Annotated in this window: 18 protein-coding genes; 10 read left to right on the top strand and 8 right to left on the bottom strand. The window is 63.1% G+C overall.

Features of this window, described 5'->3' with window-relative positions:
* Positions 1 to 23: 23 nt before the first annotated feature.
* The 3 genes from arsC (at position 24) to J9893_RS07765 (ending at position 2064) form a co-directional block, all read left to right on the top strand.
* Complete coding sequence (gene arsC / locus J9893_RS07775) at positions 24 to 374, top strand: arsenate reductase (glutaredoxin) (RefSeq protein WP_049637103.1); 351 nt, start codon at positions 24 to 26, stop codon at positions 372 to 374.
* Complete coding sequence (locus tag J9893_RS07770; protein ID WP_049637104.1) at positions 371 to 745, top strand: DUF2069 domain-containing protein; 375 nt, start codon at positions 371 to 373, stop codon at positions 743 to 745. Before arsC ends, J9893_RS07770 begins: the two co-directional genes overlap by 4 nt.
* A gap of 248 nt (positions 746 to 993) precedes the next feature.
* Positions 994 to 2064 carry a linear amide C-N hydrolase gene (locus J9893_RS07765; protein ID WP_053093358.1) on the top strand — a complete coding sequence of 357 codons (1071 nt, stop codon included), beginning with the start codon at positions 994 to 996 and terminating at the stop codon, positions 2062 to 2064.
* Between the two features lie 37 nt (positions 2065 to 2101).
* On the opposite strand, the gene J9893_RS07760 is transcribed toward J9893_RS07765, so the two are convergent.
* Together J9893_RS07760 and J9893_RS07755 are read right to left on the bottom strand one after the other, a co-directional pair.
* The gene (locus J9893_RS07760) at positions 2102 to 2713 is read right to left on the bottom strand and encodes an ACP phosphodiesterase (RefSeq protein ID WP_119196757.1); all 612 of its coding nucleotides are present in this window, start codon (positions 2711 to 2713) and stop codon (positions 2102 to 2104) included.
* Positions 2710 to 3033: a hypothetical protein gene (locus J9893_RS07755; RefSeq protein WP_042015941.1), complete on the bottom strand. Its 324-nt coding sequence runs from the start codon at positions 3031 to 3033 to the stop codon at positions 2710 to 2712. Before J9893_RS07755 ends, J9893_RS07760 begins: the two co-directional genes overlap by 4 nt.
* Positions 3034 to 3098: 65 nt before the next feature.
* Here J9893_RS07755 and J9893_RS07750 point away from each other — a divergent pair, with 65 nt between their 5' ends.
* On the top strand, positions 3099 to 3878 hold the full coding sequence (locus J9893_RS07750; RefSeq protein WP_210599945.1) for an ABC transporter substrate-binding protein: 780 nt from the start codon (positions 3099 to 3101) through the stop codon (positions 3876 to 3878).
* A gap of 58 nt (positions 3879 to 3936) precedes the next feature.
* Positions 3937 to 5067: a beta-aspartyl-peptidase gene (iadA, locus tag J9893_RS07745; protein ID WP_210599946.1), complete on the top strand. Its 1131-nt coding sequence runs from the start codon at positions 3937 to 3939 to the stop codon at positions 5065 to 5067.
* 82 nt (positions 5068 to 5149) lie between these two features.
* Here iadA and J9893_RS07740 read toward each other — a convergent pair whose 3' ends face one another.
* Positions 5150 to 6052, bottom strand: coding sequence for a lysine exporter LysO family protein (locus J9893_RS07740; protein ID WP_041215456.1), 903 nt, complete (start codon positions 6050 to 6052; stop codon positions 5150 to 5152).
* Between the two features lie 532 nt (positions 6053 to 6584).
* Between J9893_RS07740 and J9893_RS07735 the strand changes: the two genes are divergently transcribed.
* The 4 genes from J9893_RS07735 (at position 6585) to J9893_RS07720 (ending at position 9736) form a co-directional block, all read left to right on the top strand.
* Positions 6585 to 7355 (top strand): ABC transporter ATP-binding protein, encoded by a 771-nt coding sequence (locus J9893_RS07735; protein ID WP_210599947.1) that lies wholly within the window; start codon positions 6585 to 6587, stop codon positions 7353 to 7355.
* 65 nt (positions 7356 to 7420) lie between these two features.
* Positions 7421 to 8194, top strand: coding sequence for an ABC transporter substrate-binding protein (locus tag J9893_RS07730; protein ID WP_010674268.1), 774 nt, complete (start codon positions 7421 to 7423; stop codon positions 8192 to 8194).
* Positions 8195 to 8299: 105 nt separating this feature from the next.
* Complete coding sequence (locus J9893_RS07725) at positions 8300 to 9040, top strand: ABC transporter permease (protein ID WP_010674269.1); 741 nt, start codon at positions 8300 to 8302, stop codon at positions 9038 to 9040.
* Positions 9041 to 9043: 3 nt separating this feature from the next.
* Positions 9044 to 9736, top strand: coding sequence for an ABC transporter permease (locus tag J9893_RS07720; protein WP_043156313.1), 693 nt, complete (start codon positions 9044 to 9046; stop codon positions 9734 to 9736).
* Between the two features lie 58 nt (positions 9737 to 9794).
* On the opposite strand, the gene J9893_RS07715 is transcribed toward J9893_RS07720, so the two are convergent.
* The 3 genes from J9893_RS07715 to J9893_RS07705 all read right to left on the bottom strand — a co-directional run bounded on the left by J9893_RS07715 (position 9795) and on the right by J9893_RS07705 (position 14388).
* The gene (locus J9893_RS07715) at positions 9795 to 10436 is read right to left on the bottom strand and encodes an energy-coupling factor ABC transporter permease (RefSeq protein ID WP_041215455.1); all 642 of its coding nucleotides are present in this window, start codon (positions 10434 to 10436) and stop codon (positions 9795 to 9797) included.
* 94 nt (positions 10437 to 10530) lie between these two features.
* Positions 10531 to 11373: a pyruvate formate lyase 1-activating protein gene (gene pflA, locus J9893_RS07710; protein ID WP_010674272.1), complete on the bottom strand. Its 843-nt coding sequence runs from the start codon at positions 11371 to 11373 to the stop codon at positions 10531 to 10533.
* 75 nt (positions 11374 to 11448) lie between these two features.
* The gene (locus J9893_RS07705) at positions 11449 to 14388 is read right to left on the bottom strand and encodes a GGDEF and EAL domain-containing protein (protein ID WP_210599948.1); all 2940 of its coding nucleotides are present in this window, start codon (positions 14386 to 14388) and stop codon (positions 11449 to 11451) included.
* 133 nt (positions 14389 to 14521) lie between these two features.
* On the opposite strand from J9893_RS07705, the gene J9893_RS07700 reads away from it, so the two are divergent.
* The gene (locus tag J9893_RS07700) at positions 14522 to 16210 is read left to right on the top strand and encodes an FAD-dependent oxidoreductase (protein ID WP_210599949.1); all 1689 of its coding nucleotides are present in this window, start codon (positions 14522 to 14524) and stop codon (positions 16208 to 16210) included.
* Positions 16211 to 16318: 108 nt separating this feature from the next.
* Here the strand turns inward: J9893_RS07700 and J9893_RS07695 are convergent, their stop codons facing one another.
* Together J9893_RS07695 and J9893_RS07690 are read right to left on the bottom strand one after the other, a co-directional pair.
* Entirely contained in the window at positions 16319 to 16747 is a 429-nt protein-coding gene (locus J9893_RS07695; RefSeq protein WP_029314329.1) for an ion channel, read from the bottom strand.
* A 1-nt stretch (position 16748) separates the two neighbouring features.
* Entirely contained in the window at positions 16749 to 17777 is a 1029-nt protein-coding gene (locus J9893_RS07690; RefSeq protein WP_124813577.1) for a DUF2955 domain-containing protein, read from the bottom strand.
* Positions 17778 to 17779 lie beyond the last annotated feature (2 nt).

The raw sequence follows: 17779 nt of genomic DNA, 5'->3' as shown, positions 1-17779 counted from the left end.
TTGCGATTAATCAGGGAGTTATCATGAGCGAGACCCAAATCTACCACAATCCGCGCTGCTCCAAGAGCCGTGAAACCCTGGCCTTGCTGGAACAGCACGGGGTCGCCCCCGAGGTGGTGCTCTATCTGGAGCAGGCCCCGAGCGAGGCACAGATCCGCACCCTCCTGAATCAGCTTGGCTTCACGGATCCCCGACAGCTGATGCGCACCAAGGAAGATCTCTACAAGGAGCTGGGGCTCGGCGAGGTGAGCGGCGATGACCTCATTCGTGCCATGCACCAGCACCCCAAGCTCATCGAGCGCCCCATCGTCATCAAGAACGGGCAGGCCCGCATCGGCCGTCCGCCCGAGCAGGTGCTGGAGATCCTCAAGTGAGCACCCGCTTCGCCCGTCTGCTGACCCTGGCCGGTTTTTTCGGCCTGCTGGCCTGGGTGCTGCTCTGGCACCTCTGGCTTTCGCCCCACCCGGATCTCGCCCCCTGGCTGTTGCCGGTGATCTGGACGGTGCCGCTGCTCTTCCCCCTCAAGGGCATAGTGCAGGGCAATCCCTACACCCACGCCTGGGGCAACTTCGTGCTGATGCCCTACTTCCTGCACGCCCTGACCATGATCACCACGGATGAGGGGGAGCGGTGGTTGGCGGTGGTGGAGCTGGTGCTCACCACCCTGGCGTTTGTGGGCACCATCTATTATGCCCGCCTGCGCGGCCGCGAGCTGGGGCTGAGTATCCGCAAGAAGGAAGGCTGAGCCCCTCCCTGTCCGCCTGCTGGCGGGCAGGGAATGTGTCTGAAATCGACGCAAGCCAGCGAATGGCATCTGGCGGTATCGCCCCGAAGTGGCTTGCTTATCTCTTTGATTAATTTATGGATATTGATCGCTGATTGGCAGGGAAGTGCCTCTGTTGGCAGATCTGTCACCTGGCTTGCCAGTCTCAGTCAGCCCCTGTTATGCAAAAAGGGGTATGCTTGTGTTTTCACCAGACTCGAGTGATCCATATGACAATCCTGCGTTCCCCCCTGTTGCACAAGACCCTGCTGGCCCTGACCTTCTCCCTCTCCGTCAGCTCCCTCGCCGATGCCTGTACCCGCGCCGTCTATCAGGGGGAGGGGGCGCTGGTGGTGACCGGTCGTACCATGGACTGGCGCAGCGCCATGCCGACCAATCTCTGGGCGCTGCCCCGTGGCATCGCGCGGGAAGGGGAGGCTGGTGCGCACTCCATGACGTGGACGTCGCGCTACGGCTCCGTGGTGGCGGCAGGCTTCGATGCAGGCACTGCCGACGGCATGAACGAGAAGGGGCTGGTGGCCAACCTCCTCTATCTGACCGAGTCCGAGTATGTGACCCCGAGCGACAAGGATCCGCGCAAGACTCTCTCCATCTCGCTCTGGGCCCAGTACGCGCTGGACAACTTCGCCACCGTGGCCGAGGCAGTCGCCGCCCTGTCGAAGGACGAGTTCTATGTGGTGACCACCCTGACCCCGGATGGCAAGCCGGGCCAGCTGCACCTCTCCCTCTCCGATGCGAGCGGCGATTCCGCCATCTTCCAGTACGTGGGGGGCAAGCTGCAGATCTACCACGACCGCAGCTATCAGGTGATGACCAACTCGCCGACCTTTGACAAGCAACTGGCCCTCAACGACTACTGGGAGGAGATTGGCGGTCTCACCATGCTGCCCGGCACCAACCGCTCGGCGGACCGTTTTGCCCGCGCCTCCTTCTACATCAAGACCCTGCCAAAGACCGACCAGGCCAACGAGGCGGTGGCCGGGGTAATGAGCGTGATGCGCAATGTCTCGGTACCCATGGGGATCAGCACCCCGGATCAGCCCAACATCTCCACCACCCTGTGGCGCAGCGTGGCGGATCAGCAGCATCGCCGCTATTTCTTCGAGCTGACCCATCTGCCCAACACCTTCTGGGTGAGCATGGACAAGCTGGATCTCACCGCGGGGGCCCCGGTGCGCAAGTTGCCCCTGACCGAGCAGCAGCTCTATGCGGGGGAGACGGCGGAGAAATTCGTCCCGGCCAAGGCGTTTCGCTTCCTGCCGGCCAGCCCCAAGGCCTGAGCGTCCCCCGATGACAACGCCCCGCTCGGGGCGTTTTTTATGGTGGGGATGAGGTGGCAGTGCGGTGGGCGGCGATCTGCGCCTCGCAAAAGCGCATCAGCTCCGGGTAGAAGTGCAGGAAGGCGTGCTCGGCCTCGGTCCAGCGAGCCTGATCCAGGGCGTGGAGCGCCTCCCCGAGCGGCACGGGGCGGCGCAGCCGACGACCGATGCCGTTGAGGGCCGCCCCCACCCCTTCCCGGTACTGGTAGGAGGCCAGCCAGTCCTGCTCGGCCATGCGCCGCAGGGCCATCGGCAGGCCCTGTGGCAGGCTGTGATGATCCAGGAGAAGCTGACCATAGCTCTGCGCCAGAAAGTGGGGCAGGGGGGCTGCGCTGAACCTCTGCCAGTGCTGGCTGAGCCAGTGATCGTAGAGCATGTCCACCACAATGCCGCCGAAGCGGCGCCAGGGGGCCTCGAAGCTCGCCACGGCGGCCCGATGGGCCGGGTGGGCATCGGTGAAGGCGTCTATCTTGCGGTGCAGCCAGATCCCCTCGTCGAAGTGGTCAGCCAGACCCGTCGGCAGCGGGCCCTTGATGAAGTCCCCCAGCAGGTTGCCGGTGAGGGAGCTGCCGGTATGGGCCGCCAGATGGAGGTGGGCGAGAAAATTCATGGAATGGGGCTCGCGTGCCTGGGCGTGAACGGGTGATCCGAGCCTAACGAATCGTGGCCGGATTGACCATGGGCAGGATGTTTCATCCCCAAGTCCCCTTGCCGGGCAAATTTGAGGCGTGGTAAGGTGCTTGCCATCTTTGTCACAGGACGCGACAAATCACCATGATGCGCAAAGCCAGAGGCTTTTTTCTGGCCTTCTATTTCAAGCCTTTCTATCTCTCCGAGTGGTTCGACGAATAGGTCGAGGCCCCGGAGCAGTTCATTGACGCCCATGGCGGCGTAATCCCGCTCATCTGCAATTTGCCGTTTGTTGGCCATCGCTTGCCTCTGCCTGCGATGCCTTGACCGCGCCTGTGCGCTTTTTATGTAATGGAGTACTCACGATGAAGACCACACTGACCCTGTCAGCCCTTGTTGCTGCCTGTCTGCTCGCCGCCCCCGTCACCGCCAAGGAGTGGAAGACGGTACGCTTTGGCGTGGAGGGGGCCTATCCACCCTTCTCATGGACCGATGCGTCCGGAGAGATCAAGGGATTTGACATCGATCTTGCCAACGCCCTGTGCCAGCAGATGGCCGTCAGGTGCGAGCTGGTGGCCCAGGATTGGGACGGCATGATCCCGGCCCTGCTGTCGCGCAAGTACGACGCCATCATCGCCGCCATGTCGATCACCGACGAGCGGCGCAAGAAGGTCGACTTCACCGAGAAATATGCCCACATTCCCAACCGCTTCGTGGCGGCCAGGGGCACCGAACTGACGCTGACGCCGGAAGGGATGGCGGGCAAGCGCATCGGCGTGCAGCGGGCCACCACCCACGACAAGTACCTGACCGACAACTTCGGCTCCAGCGTCACCATAGTGCGTTACGGCAGTGCCGATGAAGCCTACCTCGACCTGAAGGCGGGACGGGTGCTGGCCCTGCTGGCCGACGCCTCGGCCATCGAACAGGGGTTGCTTGGCAAGGAAGGGGGCGACAAGTACGACTATGTGGGGCCGGCCCTGACCGACCGTCAATGGTTTGGCGACGGCATGGGGATCGCGGTGCGCAAGGGGGATCAGGATCTCAGAGCCAGGCTGAACGACGCCATCAAGGCCCTGCGCGCCAACGGCAAGTATCAGGAGATCAACCGGAAGTACTTCAAGTACGATATCTATGGCGGTTGATGGGTAACAGTCGGAGGGAGCCTGCTCCCTCCTTTTTCATGCAGCAAGGAGAGACCCCATGTTGACCCTGATCGAGGGTGCACAGATCCATAGTCCGGCCCCGCTCGGCCAGCAGGATCTGCTGGTGGCGGATGGCCGCATCGCCTGGATGGGCAAGGGGCTGACGGTTCCGGTCGACTGGCCACTGACGCGGGTGGACGCTGGCGGCCGCTATCTGGTGCCCGGACTGGTTGACCCGCTCGCCCATATCACGGGAGGCGGCGGCGAGGGAGGCTTCGGCTTTCGCACGCCGGAGCTCTCGGCAAGGGAGGCCCTTGCGGCGGGGGTCACCACGCTCGTGGCGGCGCTCGGCACCGACAGCCTGACCCGCAGCCCGGCCCAGGTGCTGGGGAAGGTGCGCGAGTTTCGAGAAGCCGGGGTGAGCGCCTTCATGTACACCGGCTCCTACCACCTGCCGGTCAAGACCCTCACCGGCACGGTGGAGTCGGACATCATGCTGATCCCCGAGGTGCTGGGGGTGGGGGAGGTGGCCATCAGCGATCACAGATCCAGCGCCCCCACCCACGACGAGCTGGCGCGGCTGGCGAGCGAGGCGCGGGTGGCCGGGCTGTTGTCGGGCAAAAGTGGCGTCAGCTTCTTTCACCTGGGGGATGGCCGCGGGGCGCTGGCGCCCCTGCGGGCGTTGCGGGATGACACCGACATACCGCTTCGCCAGCTCTACCCCACCCACTGCAACCGCAATACCTGGCTCTTTGCCGAGGCCATCGAGTGGGGTCGGGCAGGCGGCTGGGTCGACCTCACCACGTCGAGCTTCCCGGACTTGCTGGATGACGGGGAGCGGCTCGCGGCCGACGCCCTGGTGGCGTTGCTGGCGGCCGGCGTGCCCGTGGATCGCATCAGCTTCAGTTCGGACGCCAACGCCAGTCTGCCGCGCTTTGACGGCGAGGGGCGACTCATCGAGCTGCGCTGCGGCCAGATAGGGAGCCTGTGGCAGGAAGTGGTGGCGGCCTGCGGCAAGGGGGTGGCGCTGGAGACGGCACTGGCGGTAGTGACGGCCAATCCGGCCAGGGCGCTGGGGCTTGCGAGCAAGGGTACTCTGGGGGTAGGGCAGGATGCGGATCTGCTGCTGATCGATCCTGATACGTTCGCCATCGAGCGGGTGATGAGTGGGGGTCGGTGGCGCACCTGAATACCGGCGCCTGTCATCCAGCCCGCTCAGTTCATCAACAAAAAGCCCGGCAGCAGTGCCGGGCTTTGTCGTGCCATGGGGTTCAGATGGCCAGGAACCCCAGGATCAGAATGGGGCCGAGCAGGCTCAGGATAAAGCCGGAGACGATGGCCACCGGCACCACCTGGATGCCGCCGGATTTCTGGATGACAGGCAGGGTGAAGTCCAGCGCCGTGGCGCCGCCGTAGCCGATGGCGGCGCTGGGGTGGCGGCGCATCAGCACCGGGATGATGAGGATGGCGATAAGCTCGCGCCCCAGATCGTTGATGAAGGCGGCGGAGCCCAGCACCGGGCCCAGCTTGTCCGCTACCAGAATGCCGGAGAGCGAATACCAGCCAAAACTGGAGCTCATCGCGAGGCCATGGGCAAAGGGCATGCCGAGCAGCTGGGCGGCCAGCAGGCTGCCGAGCCAGCTGCTGAGGATGACGGTGAGCGCGATCTTCATGCCCCAGGGATTGAGCAGGATCTGGCGCAGGCGCATGCCGGAGTTGCGCATCTGGATGCCGATGAGCAAGAGCAGCAGCATCAGGGCCCACTCGCTCAACTTGTCGATGGGCAGGGCGCGCAAGTCCACTACCAGCCCCAGCAAGACGCCCCCCAGCACCACGAAACAGAGTTGGAGGGATTCCCATAACAGGTGCAGCTTGCTCGGCATCTTGCCGTCACTGGCCTCGTGGGTGGGGGGGCTGCGCTTGTCCAGCCACCACAGGGCCAGCAGGTTGCAGAGGGTAATGGCTGCGAGCATCACCCCTGCCACCTTGAAGATCACTGCCAGGTTGCTGCCCAGGTTCTCCACATAGGCCAGCCCCAGACCCATCAGGAACAGGATGAGGTAGACCATCTTGCCCAGGGACTGGTTGACCAGCTTGATCAGACGGGCGGAAGAGAGGGGAACCAGATAGCCGATCACGAGCGGCAGCAGGATCAGCAACACATTGAGCAACATCGGGGCCTCGATCACAAAACGTGGAAAAACGGCACCTTATCACGACTTGTTGCACCTGTGTCACGGATCTGTGCATCAGCATGGCCCATACGGGACTTTTTTATCATATTGTTGTGTTTTTTGATGACAGTCGGCTCTGTACGCAAACGGGGAAAGAGGGCCACATCACCTGAGAAATCAATTTCATCCCCATGAAATGACGAGAGAAGGGGAATCTGCCCGGGTGAATAAAGTCCTTTGGGGTGACATCTGGCGGATATGGTGAAATATGCTTGCTACCAGTGCGCTGCGGGTATAAAAGAGCGGTAGGGAAGGTGCGACAAAAAATGGATTTTATGCAGACAAAGTGCTGAAAAATACTCAATAGGCCAATAAAAATACAGATAAAACACCAAATACCTCGGTTCTGTATTGTTTTTTCACTACCTCAATGATATTTTCGCTGAAGGTTGCCATCGGTTAACGTTTTGTTAAATGGACGATGGTGGAGTCACGCCGAAGCGGCGTCTAGGGACAGACAAGGTTGTAATGGATGAGCGAAGTTGCCGCACTGGAAGTTCGTGATCTGCACAAGTATTTTGGCACCCACGAAGTGCTCAAGGGCATCGATATGACGGCCCACAAGGGGGATGTGATCTCCCTCATCGGCTCCTCGGGTTCGGGGAAGTCGACCTTTCTACGCTGTATCAATCTGCTTGAAACCCCCTCATCGGGCAGCGTCTCCCTCCATGGGGAGCTGATCCGGATGAAAACCAGCCGTTCCGGCGAACGCCTGCCGGAAGACATGCGCCAGGTGGAGCGCATCCGCAGCCGGTTGGCCATGGTGTTTCAAAGCTTCAATCTCTGGTCCCACATGACCATCATGCAGAACATCATCGAAGTGCCCATCCAGGTGCTCAAGGTGCCCCGTGCCGAGGCCATCGCCAAGGCGGAGCATCTGCTCAACCGGGTGGGGCTGTGGGAGCGTCGCGACTATTATCCCGGTCACCTCTCCGGCGGTCAGCAGCAGCGGGCCGCCATCGCCCGGGCGCTGGCGGTGGAGCCCGAGGTGATGCTGTTTGACGAGCCTACCTCGGCCCTCGACCCTGAACTGGTGGGGGAGGTCCTTGGGCTGATGCGCGAGCTGGCGGAAGAGGGGCGTACCATGATGGTGGTGACCCACGAGATGTCGTTTGCCCGCGATGTGTCGAACAAGGTCATGTTCCTGCATCAGGGGCGGGTGGAGGAGGAGGGCAATCCCAAGGAGATCTTCGCTCATCCCAAGTCGGAGCGATTCAAGCAATTCATCTCGTCCATCTATTGATGGACGGGATTCAATTTCAACCATCCGTACTTTCAACGATCGACGTGTTTATCAAGGAGAGATACATGAACAAGCTGATGCTGGCGACTGCCGTGATGACGGCCCTGTGTTCCGGTAGCCTGATGGCCAAGGAGTGGAAAGAGGTGCGGATCGGGGTGGAAGGGGCCTATCCCCCCTTCTCCTGGACCGAGCCGAGCGGCGAGGTGAAAGGCTTCGACATCGACATCGCCAACGCCCTGTGCGAAGAGATGAAGGTGAAGTGCACCCTGATCAAGCAGGACTGGGACGGCATCATTCCGGCGCTGCTGTCGCGCAAGTATGACGCCATCATCGCCACCATGGACATCACCGAAGAGCGCAAGAAGAAAGTGGACTTCACCCAGAAGTACCAGCACATCCCGGCGCGCTTCGCCGCCAAGAAAGGGACCGAGATCCAGCTCGACAAGGCCTTCATGGACGGCAAGACCATCGCCGTGCAGCGTGCCACCTCCATGGATACCTACATCACCGACAACTTCCCCAACGCCACCATCAAGCGCTACGGCACTGCGGATGAAGCCTACCTCGATCTGAAATCCGGCCGTGTCGATTACGTGATGGCCGACTCCGCCGCCATCAGCGACGGCCTGCTGAAGAAGGAAGGGGGCGATGCCTTCGAGTTCATCGGCCCGAAACTGACCGATCCCAAGTGGTTTGGCGAGGGTGCCGGCATCGCGGTGCGCAAGGCTGACAAGGATCTGAAAGAGAAATTCAATGCCGCCATCCTGGCCCTGCGTGCCAATGGCAAGTACAAGGAAATCAACGACAAGTACTTCGACTTCGACGTGTACGGCGAGTAAGCCGACGTCAGGCGAACAACGACAGGTTGATCCCGTCAGTAGTCATCGGGCCCGTTGCCTTCCGCTGGGAGTGACGGGCCCGATTGCGATGGAGCTGCATTGCATATGTTTGATTTGAAAGGATACGAAACCTCTCTGCTGGAGGGGGCCTGGATCACCCTGGAGGTGGCGCTCGCCTCCCTGCTGCTAGCCCTGGTGCTCGGCATGCTGGGGGCCCTGGCCAAGCTCTCTCCCTACAAGTGGGCACGCGGCATCGCGGCGGCCTACACCACCGTCATTCGCGGCATCCCGGATCTGGTGCTGATGATGCTGCTCTTCTTCGGTGGCCAGGTGCTCATCAACGGGATCTGCACCTGGGTCAACGAGGCCTACAACAACCACCTGCTGGCGAGCAACCCGAACCAGGAGTGGGTCTCCCTGCTGCCCGATTACATCGACATCAGCCCGTTTGCGGCCGGGGTCGCCACCATCGGCTTCATCTTCGGCGCCTACATGACCGAGACCTTCCGCGGCGCCATCCTGGCGGTGGACAAGGGGGAGCTCGAGGCGGCCCGTGCCTTCGGCATGCGGGCAAGCCAGGTCTTTGTGCGGATCCTCTTTCCCCAGATGATGCGCCACGCCCTGCCCGGGTTTGGCAACAACTGGCTGGTGCTGCTGAAAACCACGGCCCTGGTCTCCATCATCGGGCTCGATGACATGGTGCGAAAGGCGTCGCTCGCGGCTGGCTCGACCCAGCAGCCTTTCACCTTCTACATGGCGGTGGCGCTGATCTTCCTGGTCTTCACCGCAGTCTCTACCTCGGCGCTCAAGTGGGCCGAGCGTCACTACGCCATCAAGACGAGGTAAGCCATGGATTTCTCGATCATTCTCAAGGAGTGGCCCACCTACTGGGAGGGTCTCTATACCACCATCTGGCTGGTGGCCGCCTCGCTCATGCTGGGACTCATGCTGGCGGTGCCCATGGGCATACTGCGCAACAGCCGCAACTGGTTGATCAAGGGGCCAATCTGGGCCTATATCTACTTCTTTCGCGGCACTCCGCTCCTGGTGCAGCTCTTCATCATCTACTACGGTGCCGCCCAGTGGGAGTGGCTCAAGAACAGTGCGGCCTGGACCCTCTTCTCGGAAGCCTGGTTCTGTGCCCTGCTGGCGTTCACTCTGAACACCGGCGCCTACACCGCCGAGATAGTGCGCGGCGCCGTGATGAACATGCCCAAGGGGCAGATAGAAGCGGCAAGCGCCTTTGGCATGACCCGCTGGCAGACCCTCACCCGCATCATCCTGCCCAACTCGTTTCGCCGTGCGCTGCCGGCCTACAGCAACGAGGTGATCTTCATGCTGCAGGGGTCGGCGGTGGCGGGCATCATCACCATCGTCGATCTGACGGGGGCCGCGCGGATCATCAACTCCCGCTACTACAGCCCGTTCGAGGCGTTCCTGACCGCAGGTCTGCTCTACATGCTGCTCACCTTCGTCATCGTCTGGTTGTTCAAGAAGTGGGAAGCCCGCTGGCATGCCCACCTGCGCCCGCGCAGCGTCTGACTGCCAGCAGAGAAAAAGCCCGCAACTGCGGGCTTTTTTTTATGGATCACGGGCAGGCTCAGCGCCCCAGGTACTCCCTGTCGAAGAAGGTGTTGACCCAGTGGGGGCGATAGACGGCGAGCAGGGTCATGGTCATGCCGTTGAGGAGCGCCTCGGGGAAGAGCAGCAGCGGCCAGATGGAGAGGTAGTCGGCGCTGATGGTGTGCCAGGAGTAGGTGCCGCTCACCCCCATCAGCAGGGCGCTGGCGATCACCTTGGCCGAGATGCTCAGCGCCCCCCCGAGAAATGCCGCCACGAACAGGTAGACGAAGAGGTGGCGAGGCAGCCAGGCCCAGCTCCCCAGAAACAGCAGCCAGCTGGTGGCCACCGGCAGGGCAACGCCGATGAGGGCCTGCCAGCCGATGTCGGCCAGGGGGATGACCCCGAAGTAAGCGAGGAGCAGCAGGGTGAGGCAGGGGGCGAGCAGGGCGAGGCGCCAGCCCAGCAACAGGGTCAGGCTGGTGAGGCCGAGAAAGTGGATCTCGAGCCCCTCGTGCAACCCGGCCCGCAAGGTCCACAGCGGTACCAGCACGATGGCGCCGCCGAGGCAAAGATGCTGATAGAGCGGGTGGGCGCCAAGGGTGCGCAGCAGGGAGGCGTTCAGACTGAAGGCGAGCAGCACCAGCCAGAGCAGGAGGGCGGCGACTTGTCCTTCACTCATGAGCGGTTCCCCCGGATGCGGCTGTCGGTGATGGCGCGGTGGCGAACGCCGGCGCAATGAAAAGAGGCCGCCCTCTGCCGGGCGGCCTCCTGTCTCAATACTTCACGTTGGGGTGATACTTGCCAAGGATGCCCTGGACCCTGTCCATGGTCTCCTTGCTGGGGGGCTTGATGCCGACCAGATCGTAGGTATCTCCCAGCACGTCCCACTTGTGCTTGCCAAGTTCGTGGTAGGGCAGCAGCTCCACCTTCTCGACGCACTCCCCCAGCTCGGCGATGAACTGGCCGAGTCCTTCTGCGCTCTCGTCATCGTCGGACCAGGTGGGCACCACCACGTAGCGGATCCACATGGTCTGACCGCGGGAGGCCAGGTAGCGGGCGAACTCCAGGGTGTACTTGTTGCTGACGTGGGTGAGGGGAATGTGCTTCTCGTCGTTGATCTGCTTGATGTCGAGCAGCACCAGATCGGTGTTGTCCAGCACCCGGTCGAGCAACTCGTCGTAGTGACGCACGAAACCGTTGGTATCCAGGCAGGTGTGGATCCCCTGGGCCTTGCAGGCGGTGAACAGTTCGGCGATGAACTCCTGCTGCAGCATGGCCTCGCCGCCGGAGGCGGTCACGCCACCGCCGGAGGCATTCATGAAGTGGCGATAGCTGGTGAGATCCTTCATCAGCTCGGGCACGGTGACCTCGCGGCCGCCCTGGGTGTCCCAGGTGTCCCGGTTGTGACAATACTTGCAGCGCATCAGGCAGCCCTGCATGAACACGATGAAGCGGATGCCGGGGCCGTCGACGGTCCCGCAGGTCTCGACGGAATGGATCCGGCCAATGATGTCGGTAGTGCCGGTGTCGCTGGCTTCAACGGTCGGGATCCGCTGCGTGCCGGGGGTGGCAGGTCCCTTGGATTCAACGGCGGGGATCCGGTTAATGACTGACATAGACGACTCCAATGGTGCGGACAAGGTTCGAGCGGTCGTTATTTTATGACAGAAAGCCCTATAAATCCTACCAGTTTAGCCCGCAGGGGTGGCACCCAGCAGGCTCTCCAGTGCCTTGACGGGGAGCGGCCGGCTGGTGAGGAAGCCTTGATAATGCTGGCATCCCAGGGCCTTGAGCACGGCGAGCTGCTCCTCTTCCTCCACCCCTTCTGCGGTGACGGTGAAACGAAACACCCGGGCGAGATCCAGGATGGCCTTGACGATGGCCTTGTCCTGTTCGCTGTGGACCAGGGTCTGGATGAAGCTTCTGTCGAGCTTCACTTCGTCGGCGGGCAGATCCCGCAGATAGGCCAGGGACGAGTAGCCCGTGCCGAAGTCGTCGATGGAGATGAGCAGGCCGAGGGCCTTGAGCTGGCGGATCCTGGCGATACTCTCCAGCCGGTTTTCCAGCACCACGGACTCGGTGATCTCCAGCAACAGGCGCGACGGGGGCACCCCGGTGTCCCGCAGAATGTACTCCACCTGCTGCACGAAACCGGCGGTGTGGAACTGGCGGGCGCTGACGTTGACCGACAGATGGGGGATGGCGAGGCCGTTGTTGAGCCAGAAGCTGTACTGGGCGCAGGCGGTCTTCATCACCCAGTAGCCGATCTCCTGGATCAGGGTGGTCTCCTCGGCGATGGGGATGAACTCCCCGGGTGGCACCATGGTGCCGTCGGCCTTCTGCCAGCGCAGCAGCGCCTCTATGCCCGAGAGCGTGCCGTTGTCGACCCGGTATTGGGGCTGGTAGTGCAGCACCAGCTCGTTGTTGCGCAGGGCATCGCGCAGCTGGTTGTTGAGAGAAAGCTTGCTCTTCTCTTTTTCCGCCATGGCTTCACTGAAGAAGATATGGTTGCCCTGGCCCGCACGCTTGGCCATGTGAACGGCGGTATCGGCCTGCTGCATCAGGACAAGGTGATCCTTGTCGTCATCGCTGAACAGGCTGATCCCCACGGAGGCGCTGCAGTGCAGCTTGTGATCGCCGATGTCGAAGGGGGCACGGAAGATCCCCATCAGCTCCCGGGCAAAGTGCTCCGCCAGGATCTTGGCGGTGATATAGCCCTGGCCCAGCGCCGTGAAGAGCAGGGCAAATTCGTCACCCGAGGTGCGGGCGAGCACCAGGTTCTCCTGGGGCAGGGACTTGAGTCGCACCACCACGGCCTGGAGCAGCAGATCGCCGCAGGCGTGACCGAGGGAGTCGTTGATGGATTTGAAGTTGTCCAGATCCAGCAGCAGCAGGGCCCCCCACTGACCACTCGGGGCCTGCAGGGTGCGCTGCATGATGTCGGTCAGGCTGCGCCTGTTGTAGAGATCGCACAGGTCGTCGTAGTAGGCGAGGCGCTCGATGTGGCGGGCGGTCTCTTTCTCCTGGGTGATGTCGTGGAAGCTGCAGACGAAGTGACTGATCTCCTCCTCCTCGTCCTTGACCCCGCTCACCATGAGCCGCACCGGGAAGAGGTGTCCCTCCCTGTGCAGGCATTGTTCCTCCCCGAGCCAGTATCCCTGCCGGTTGACCGCCGCGATCACATCCTCCTTGAGGGTGTCGCCATAGTAGGTGGGCCTCAGGGCGTCGATGTGCAGGCCCAGCATCTCCTCGCTGGCAAAGCCGGTGATGCGGCTGAAGGAGGCATTGACCTTGAGGATGATGCCCCCGTGATCCATCACCAGCAGGCCGTCGTGGGTGTTGAAGGCCACTTCGGCCAGGCGCAGGGCATCGTCATTGGCCAGGCGCTGCAACTCGCTGGCGGCCCGCTCGCGCTGTTCGTAGAGGACGTCCAGCAGGGGCGCGGGATCGGCCAGAGGGGTGGCGAGCAGCAGGGTGAGCTGCCCCAGGGGGAGACCGTTTGGCCCCGGGAAGGGGATGCCGACATAGGCCTTGGCGTCGAGGGCCAGCAGCTGGCTGGACTGGGGATAGCGCAGGGCCAGATCTTCCACGTAGAGACTCTGCCCGTGCTGGAAGATCTCCCGGCCCGGGCCGATGTCCATGGGCATGGGTTTGACGACGGCGAAGGCATCCCCCTCCACCACGCAGCGGGGAATGAGCCAGAGATCCTGACCGCGAGGCTGAAACTCGCCGATCCAGCCCCTGTGGGCACCGCTCAGGCCCATGGCCCAGCGCAGCAGGGCGCGGCAGTAATCGTTGCCGGTCAGGTTGGCAAGCCCCGGGGGAGGCGCGAGGTCCGGGGCGTCGGTTGTCACGGGGTCCGGCTGCCAGTGGCCGAGCAAGCGGGCGCAATGACGCACCAGTTGCAGGGTGTCATCGCTGATGAGGGTGCTCTCGGCATACTCCAGGCTGAGCACGCCGATGAGCTTCTCCTGTTCCAGCAAGGCGCCGTCCAGGCGGGAGCAGACATTGGCATCGGCAAGATAGTAGTGCTGGCTCAGCATGGGCTGGTGGGCCGCCTCCGAGAAGCTCAGGGCGCCCCGGGCGCGCAGGGCCCGGATGTAGCGGCTGTCTCCGCGAATGGCACCGAGCGCGTCCACCCCCAGGGTGAACACCGGGGTCAGCTGCTCGCCGCCCAGGGCGCCATGGGCCTGGTAGTGCCAGAGGATCAGGCGATCGGCCCCAAGGCACTCCTTGAGGCTCTCCAGCATGGCGTCATACTGCTGCTGGCTGGCCATCTGGCTCAGGCGCGGCAGTTGCAGGGACAGGCTGGCGGCGCTCTCCTGGGACTGGGTCTGCAGGCAGATGAGCCAGAAGGCGTCCTGCTCGTGGGAGAGGGAAATGTGCCAGAGGAGAGCGTCAAAGCGCAGCACCAGCTTGCCCCCCTTGCCGCTGGCCAGCCGCTGCTCGATGGGCTGGCGCAGGGCGTCCGGCAATTGGGCCGGCCAGGCACTGCGGGGCTCGTCGAGCCAGTGGAGCGGCGTCTGCATCACATCGGTCAGGGCGACCAGCCGTTGACTACGGGTATCCAGGCGGAAAAACAGGGGCGCCTGGCTGGCGGTCGGAAGATGGCTGAGCGCGGTAGACGACATGAACTGACACTATCCTGTTGAGCAATTGTCGGAGGGCAAGAATACTGCAAATCCGTGGCAAACAAAATTCATTGAATTCTAAATTAGATAAGTCTAATTTATTGGCCATTTCCTGTTGAGTGGAGTCTTGCAGATGAAACGGATCCTGATTGTGGGTGGTGTGGCCGGGGGGGCGTCCGCCGCCGCCCGTGCCCGCCGTTTGAGCGAAGAGGCGGAGATTGTGATGTTCGAGCGGGGCGAGTTCGTGAGCTTCGCCAACTGCGGTCTGCCTTATCATATCGGGGGGGATATCCCGGATCGGGATGCCCTGCTGCTGCAAACACCGCAAAGCTTCAAGCGCCGGTTCAACGTGGATGTGCGGGTGTTTCACGACGTCATCGAGATAGACAGGGCCGGCAAGAGCCTGCTGGTGCGCAACCTGCTGACCGGCGAAGAGCGGCGCGAAGCCTACGACGTGCTGCTGCTGAGCCCGGGTGCGGCCCCCATCCGGCCTCCGTTCCCCGGCATCGACAGCCCGGGTGTGCACACCTTGCGCAATATTCCCGACATGGACCGCATTCTGGCGGCGCTGGCGCACGATCAGCCGCGCCACGTCACCGTGGTGGGAGGCGGTTTCATCGGGCTGGAGATGATGGAGGCGTTGCACCAGCGCAAGCTGGATGTCACCCTGCTTGAGCTCTCCGATCAGGTGATGGCGCCGGTGGATAAAGAGATGGCCAACCTGCTCCATGCCCGTATCCGGGAGGAGGGCATCGATCTGCGCCTGCGCACCGGCCTCTCGGCCATCGAGAGCCTGGATGTGCTGGCGGAAAAAACCGCTGCCGTGGCCACAGAACAAAGGGGTGGATTACGCCTGACCTTGAGTGATGGCACCCGGCTCGATACCGGGCTGCTGATCCTCGCCATCGGCGTCAAGCCCGAGACGCTGCTCGCCGCCAAGGCGGGGCTGGAGCTGGGACCGCGGGGCGGCATCAAAGTGGATGCCGGGATGCGTACCTCGGATCCCTGCATCTTCGCGGTGGGGGATGCGGTGGAGGAGATCGATTTTGTCACCGGCGAGTCCGTGCTGATCCCGCTGGCGGGCCCCGCCAACCGCCAGGGGCGCATCGCCGCCGACAACATGCTGGGGCGAAGTGAAACCTACAAGAAGACGCAAGGGACCGCCATCTGCAAGCTGTTCGATCTGGCGGTGGCGAGCACGGGGCTGAACGAGAGGCGGCTGGTGCAGCTGGGGCTGCCGTTCGAGAAGGTCTATGTCCACCCGGGCAGCCACGCCGGTTACTACCCCGGTGCCCACCCGGTCAGCCTCAAGCTGCTGTTTGCCCCCGATGGCAAGATTTACGGCGCCCAGGCCATCGGCAAGGACGGGGTAGACAAGCGCATCGACGTGCTGGCGGTGGCCCAGCGCGCCGGTCTCACCGTGTTTGATCTGCAGGATCTGGAGCTCACCTATGCACCGCCCTTCGGCTCGGCCAAGGATGTGATCAACATGGCGGGCTTTGTGGCAAGCAACCACTTGAAGGGGGATACCCTGCTCTGCCACGCAGCCGAGGTGCAGGCTCGCCACCCCCATCAGCAGGTGCTGGACGTGCGCAATGGCCCCGAACTCGACAAGCTTGGTCGCATCCCGGGCGCCTTGCACATCCCCCTCGATGAGCTGCGCGGCCGCCTCCATGAGCTGCCCAGGGATAAAGAGCTGCTCATCAGCTGCCAGGTGGGTTTGCGCGGTCACGTGGCCTGTCGCCTGCTGAGCCAGCACGGCTTCAAGGTGAAGAACCTCTCCGGCGGCTTCAAGACCTGGCAGACGGTGATCGCCGAGTAGATCCTGTGGCTGAAATGGCCCGATTGATCACTCTGTATGCAAACGGGCCACTCCAGTGAGTGGCCCGTTTTGTTGCCGCACGGGGTTGCCGCAGGTGGCCCCTCGCTCTCAGGGGGGGCTGTCAGCGAGCTGATTGCGAATGTGGTGCTGCAAGACCGCGAGCATGGAGGCGCCGGAGAGGCCTATCATCAGGGCACCGTTGACCGCCTCCAGGGGGCCGAGCAGCTTCCACTGCGGGCTCATGACGATGTCGCCATAGCCCAGAGTGGCGAAGTTGACCCCGGAGTGATAGACGGCCTCCTGCAGGGTATCGAACTCCCCTAGCCACAGGAAGAGCCCGCCCCAGACGCCGATCTGGGCCAGGTTGCCCAGCATCACCAGAGTGATGATGCCAAACAAAGCCAGCATGCCGGCCAGGGCCCCCTCGCGTCGATTGAATCGCTTGACGTAGAAGCGGATGCACCAGACGGATACCAGGGATTGCAGCAGCATGTTGACCAGGATCACCGGGATGCCGACCAAAAAAATCGTTAACATATCAATCTCCTAGCTTGGCTTCTGCCAGTGGGCGGCCGACTGGCCACCACTGTTCGAGCAGCAAGATACAGAGCCAGCCATAGCCGGCCACCACCAGATAGAGGCCGCAACGCATGGCGGCCGCCAACCACACATCCTTGCCGGTGGCGCTGTCCTCGATGGCCGGGCCAAACAGGATGAGCGCCGTGATCCAGGCGTTGCTCCAGAAGGATGGCGGGAAACGCCCCGCCACCAGCCGCACCAGGCGCCGCGCCAGCCAGAGGGTCATCAGGGCCAGCATCAGCACCAGCATCAGGAGCGAGGGCCAGAGGCTGAGCCCGAGCCAGAGTGCGAACGCCAGCAGGGCGCCCATCAGGGTCGAGAGCACCAGCTCCTGGCCCGCCTGTCTGGCGTTGAGGGAGGTACTCTGCTGGGCCAGGGTCACCGTCTTCATCACCGCCGGAATGTAGAACGCCGGATTGCCGAGGGCCAGCAGCCACATCGGCAGTACCATGGCGACGGCGCGCAGCGCCAGCCGCTCGGGATGTTCGGGGGGCAATGGCACCGGTCTTGCCGCCGCTCCGGCCACCGGCAGGGGAGGGAAGAGTGCGTGGGCCAGGCGGTTGACCAGGGTGCCTATCAGGATCCCCAGTCCCATCATCTGGGCAAGGGCGATGGCAAGGGACTGCTCGATGAGACCGGCCACCGGGATCACCGTGATGGCCATGATGAGCAGCATGGCGGCGGCCCCCTTGCCGGCCATCGCCTGCTGCATCAGCAGGTAGAGCAGCAGGGCGACGAGCAGCACGGCCGCCAGGGCATAGTGGGTCAGTAGGGGCACCAGCAGCACGCCGCCGACCATCACGGCCAGCAGCAGAGCGCCACCCAGCAACCCTTTGCCAAGGCTGAGCGGCTCGCCGGGTCGGCACAGCACCACCCAGGCCATGATGACCCCGAGGTGGGGCATGGGCAGCGCCAGGCCGTAACAGATCCCCGTCGCGAGCCCGATGCCCGTGCCAATGCGCAGTACAGCCTTGTCGGCGTTATGCATCT

Origin of the sequence: Aeromonas sp. MaB10011B (assembly GCF_017939325.1) — a bacterium.
Lineage (GTDB): Bacteria > Pseudomonadota > Gammaproteobacteria > Enterobacterales > Aeromonadaceae > Aeromonas > Aeromonas caviae.
This window is presented reverse-complemented; position numbering and strand designations above follow the sequence as displayed.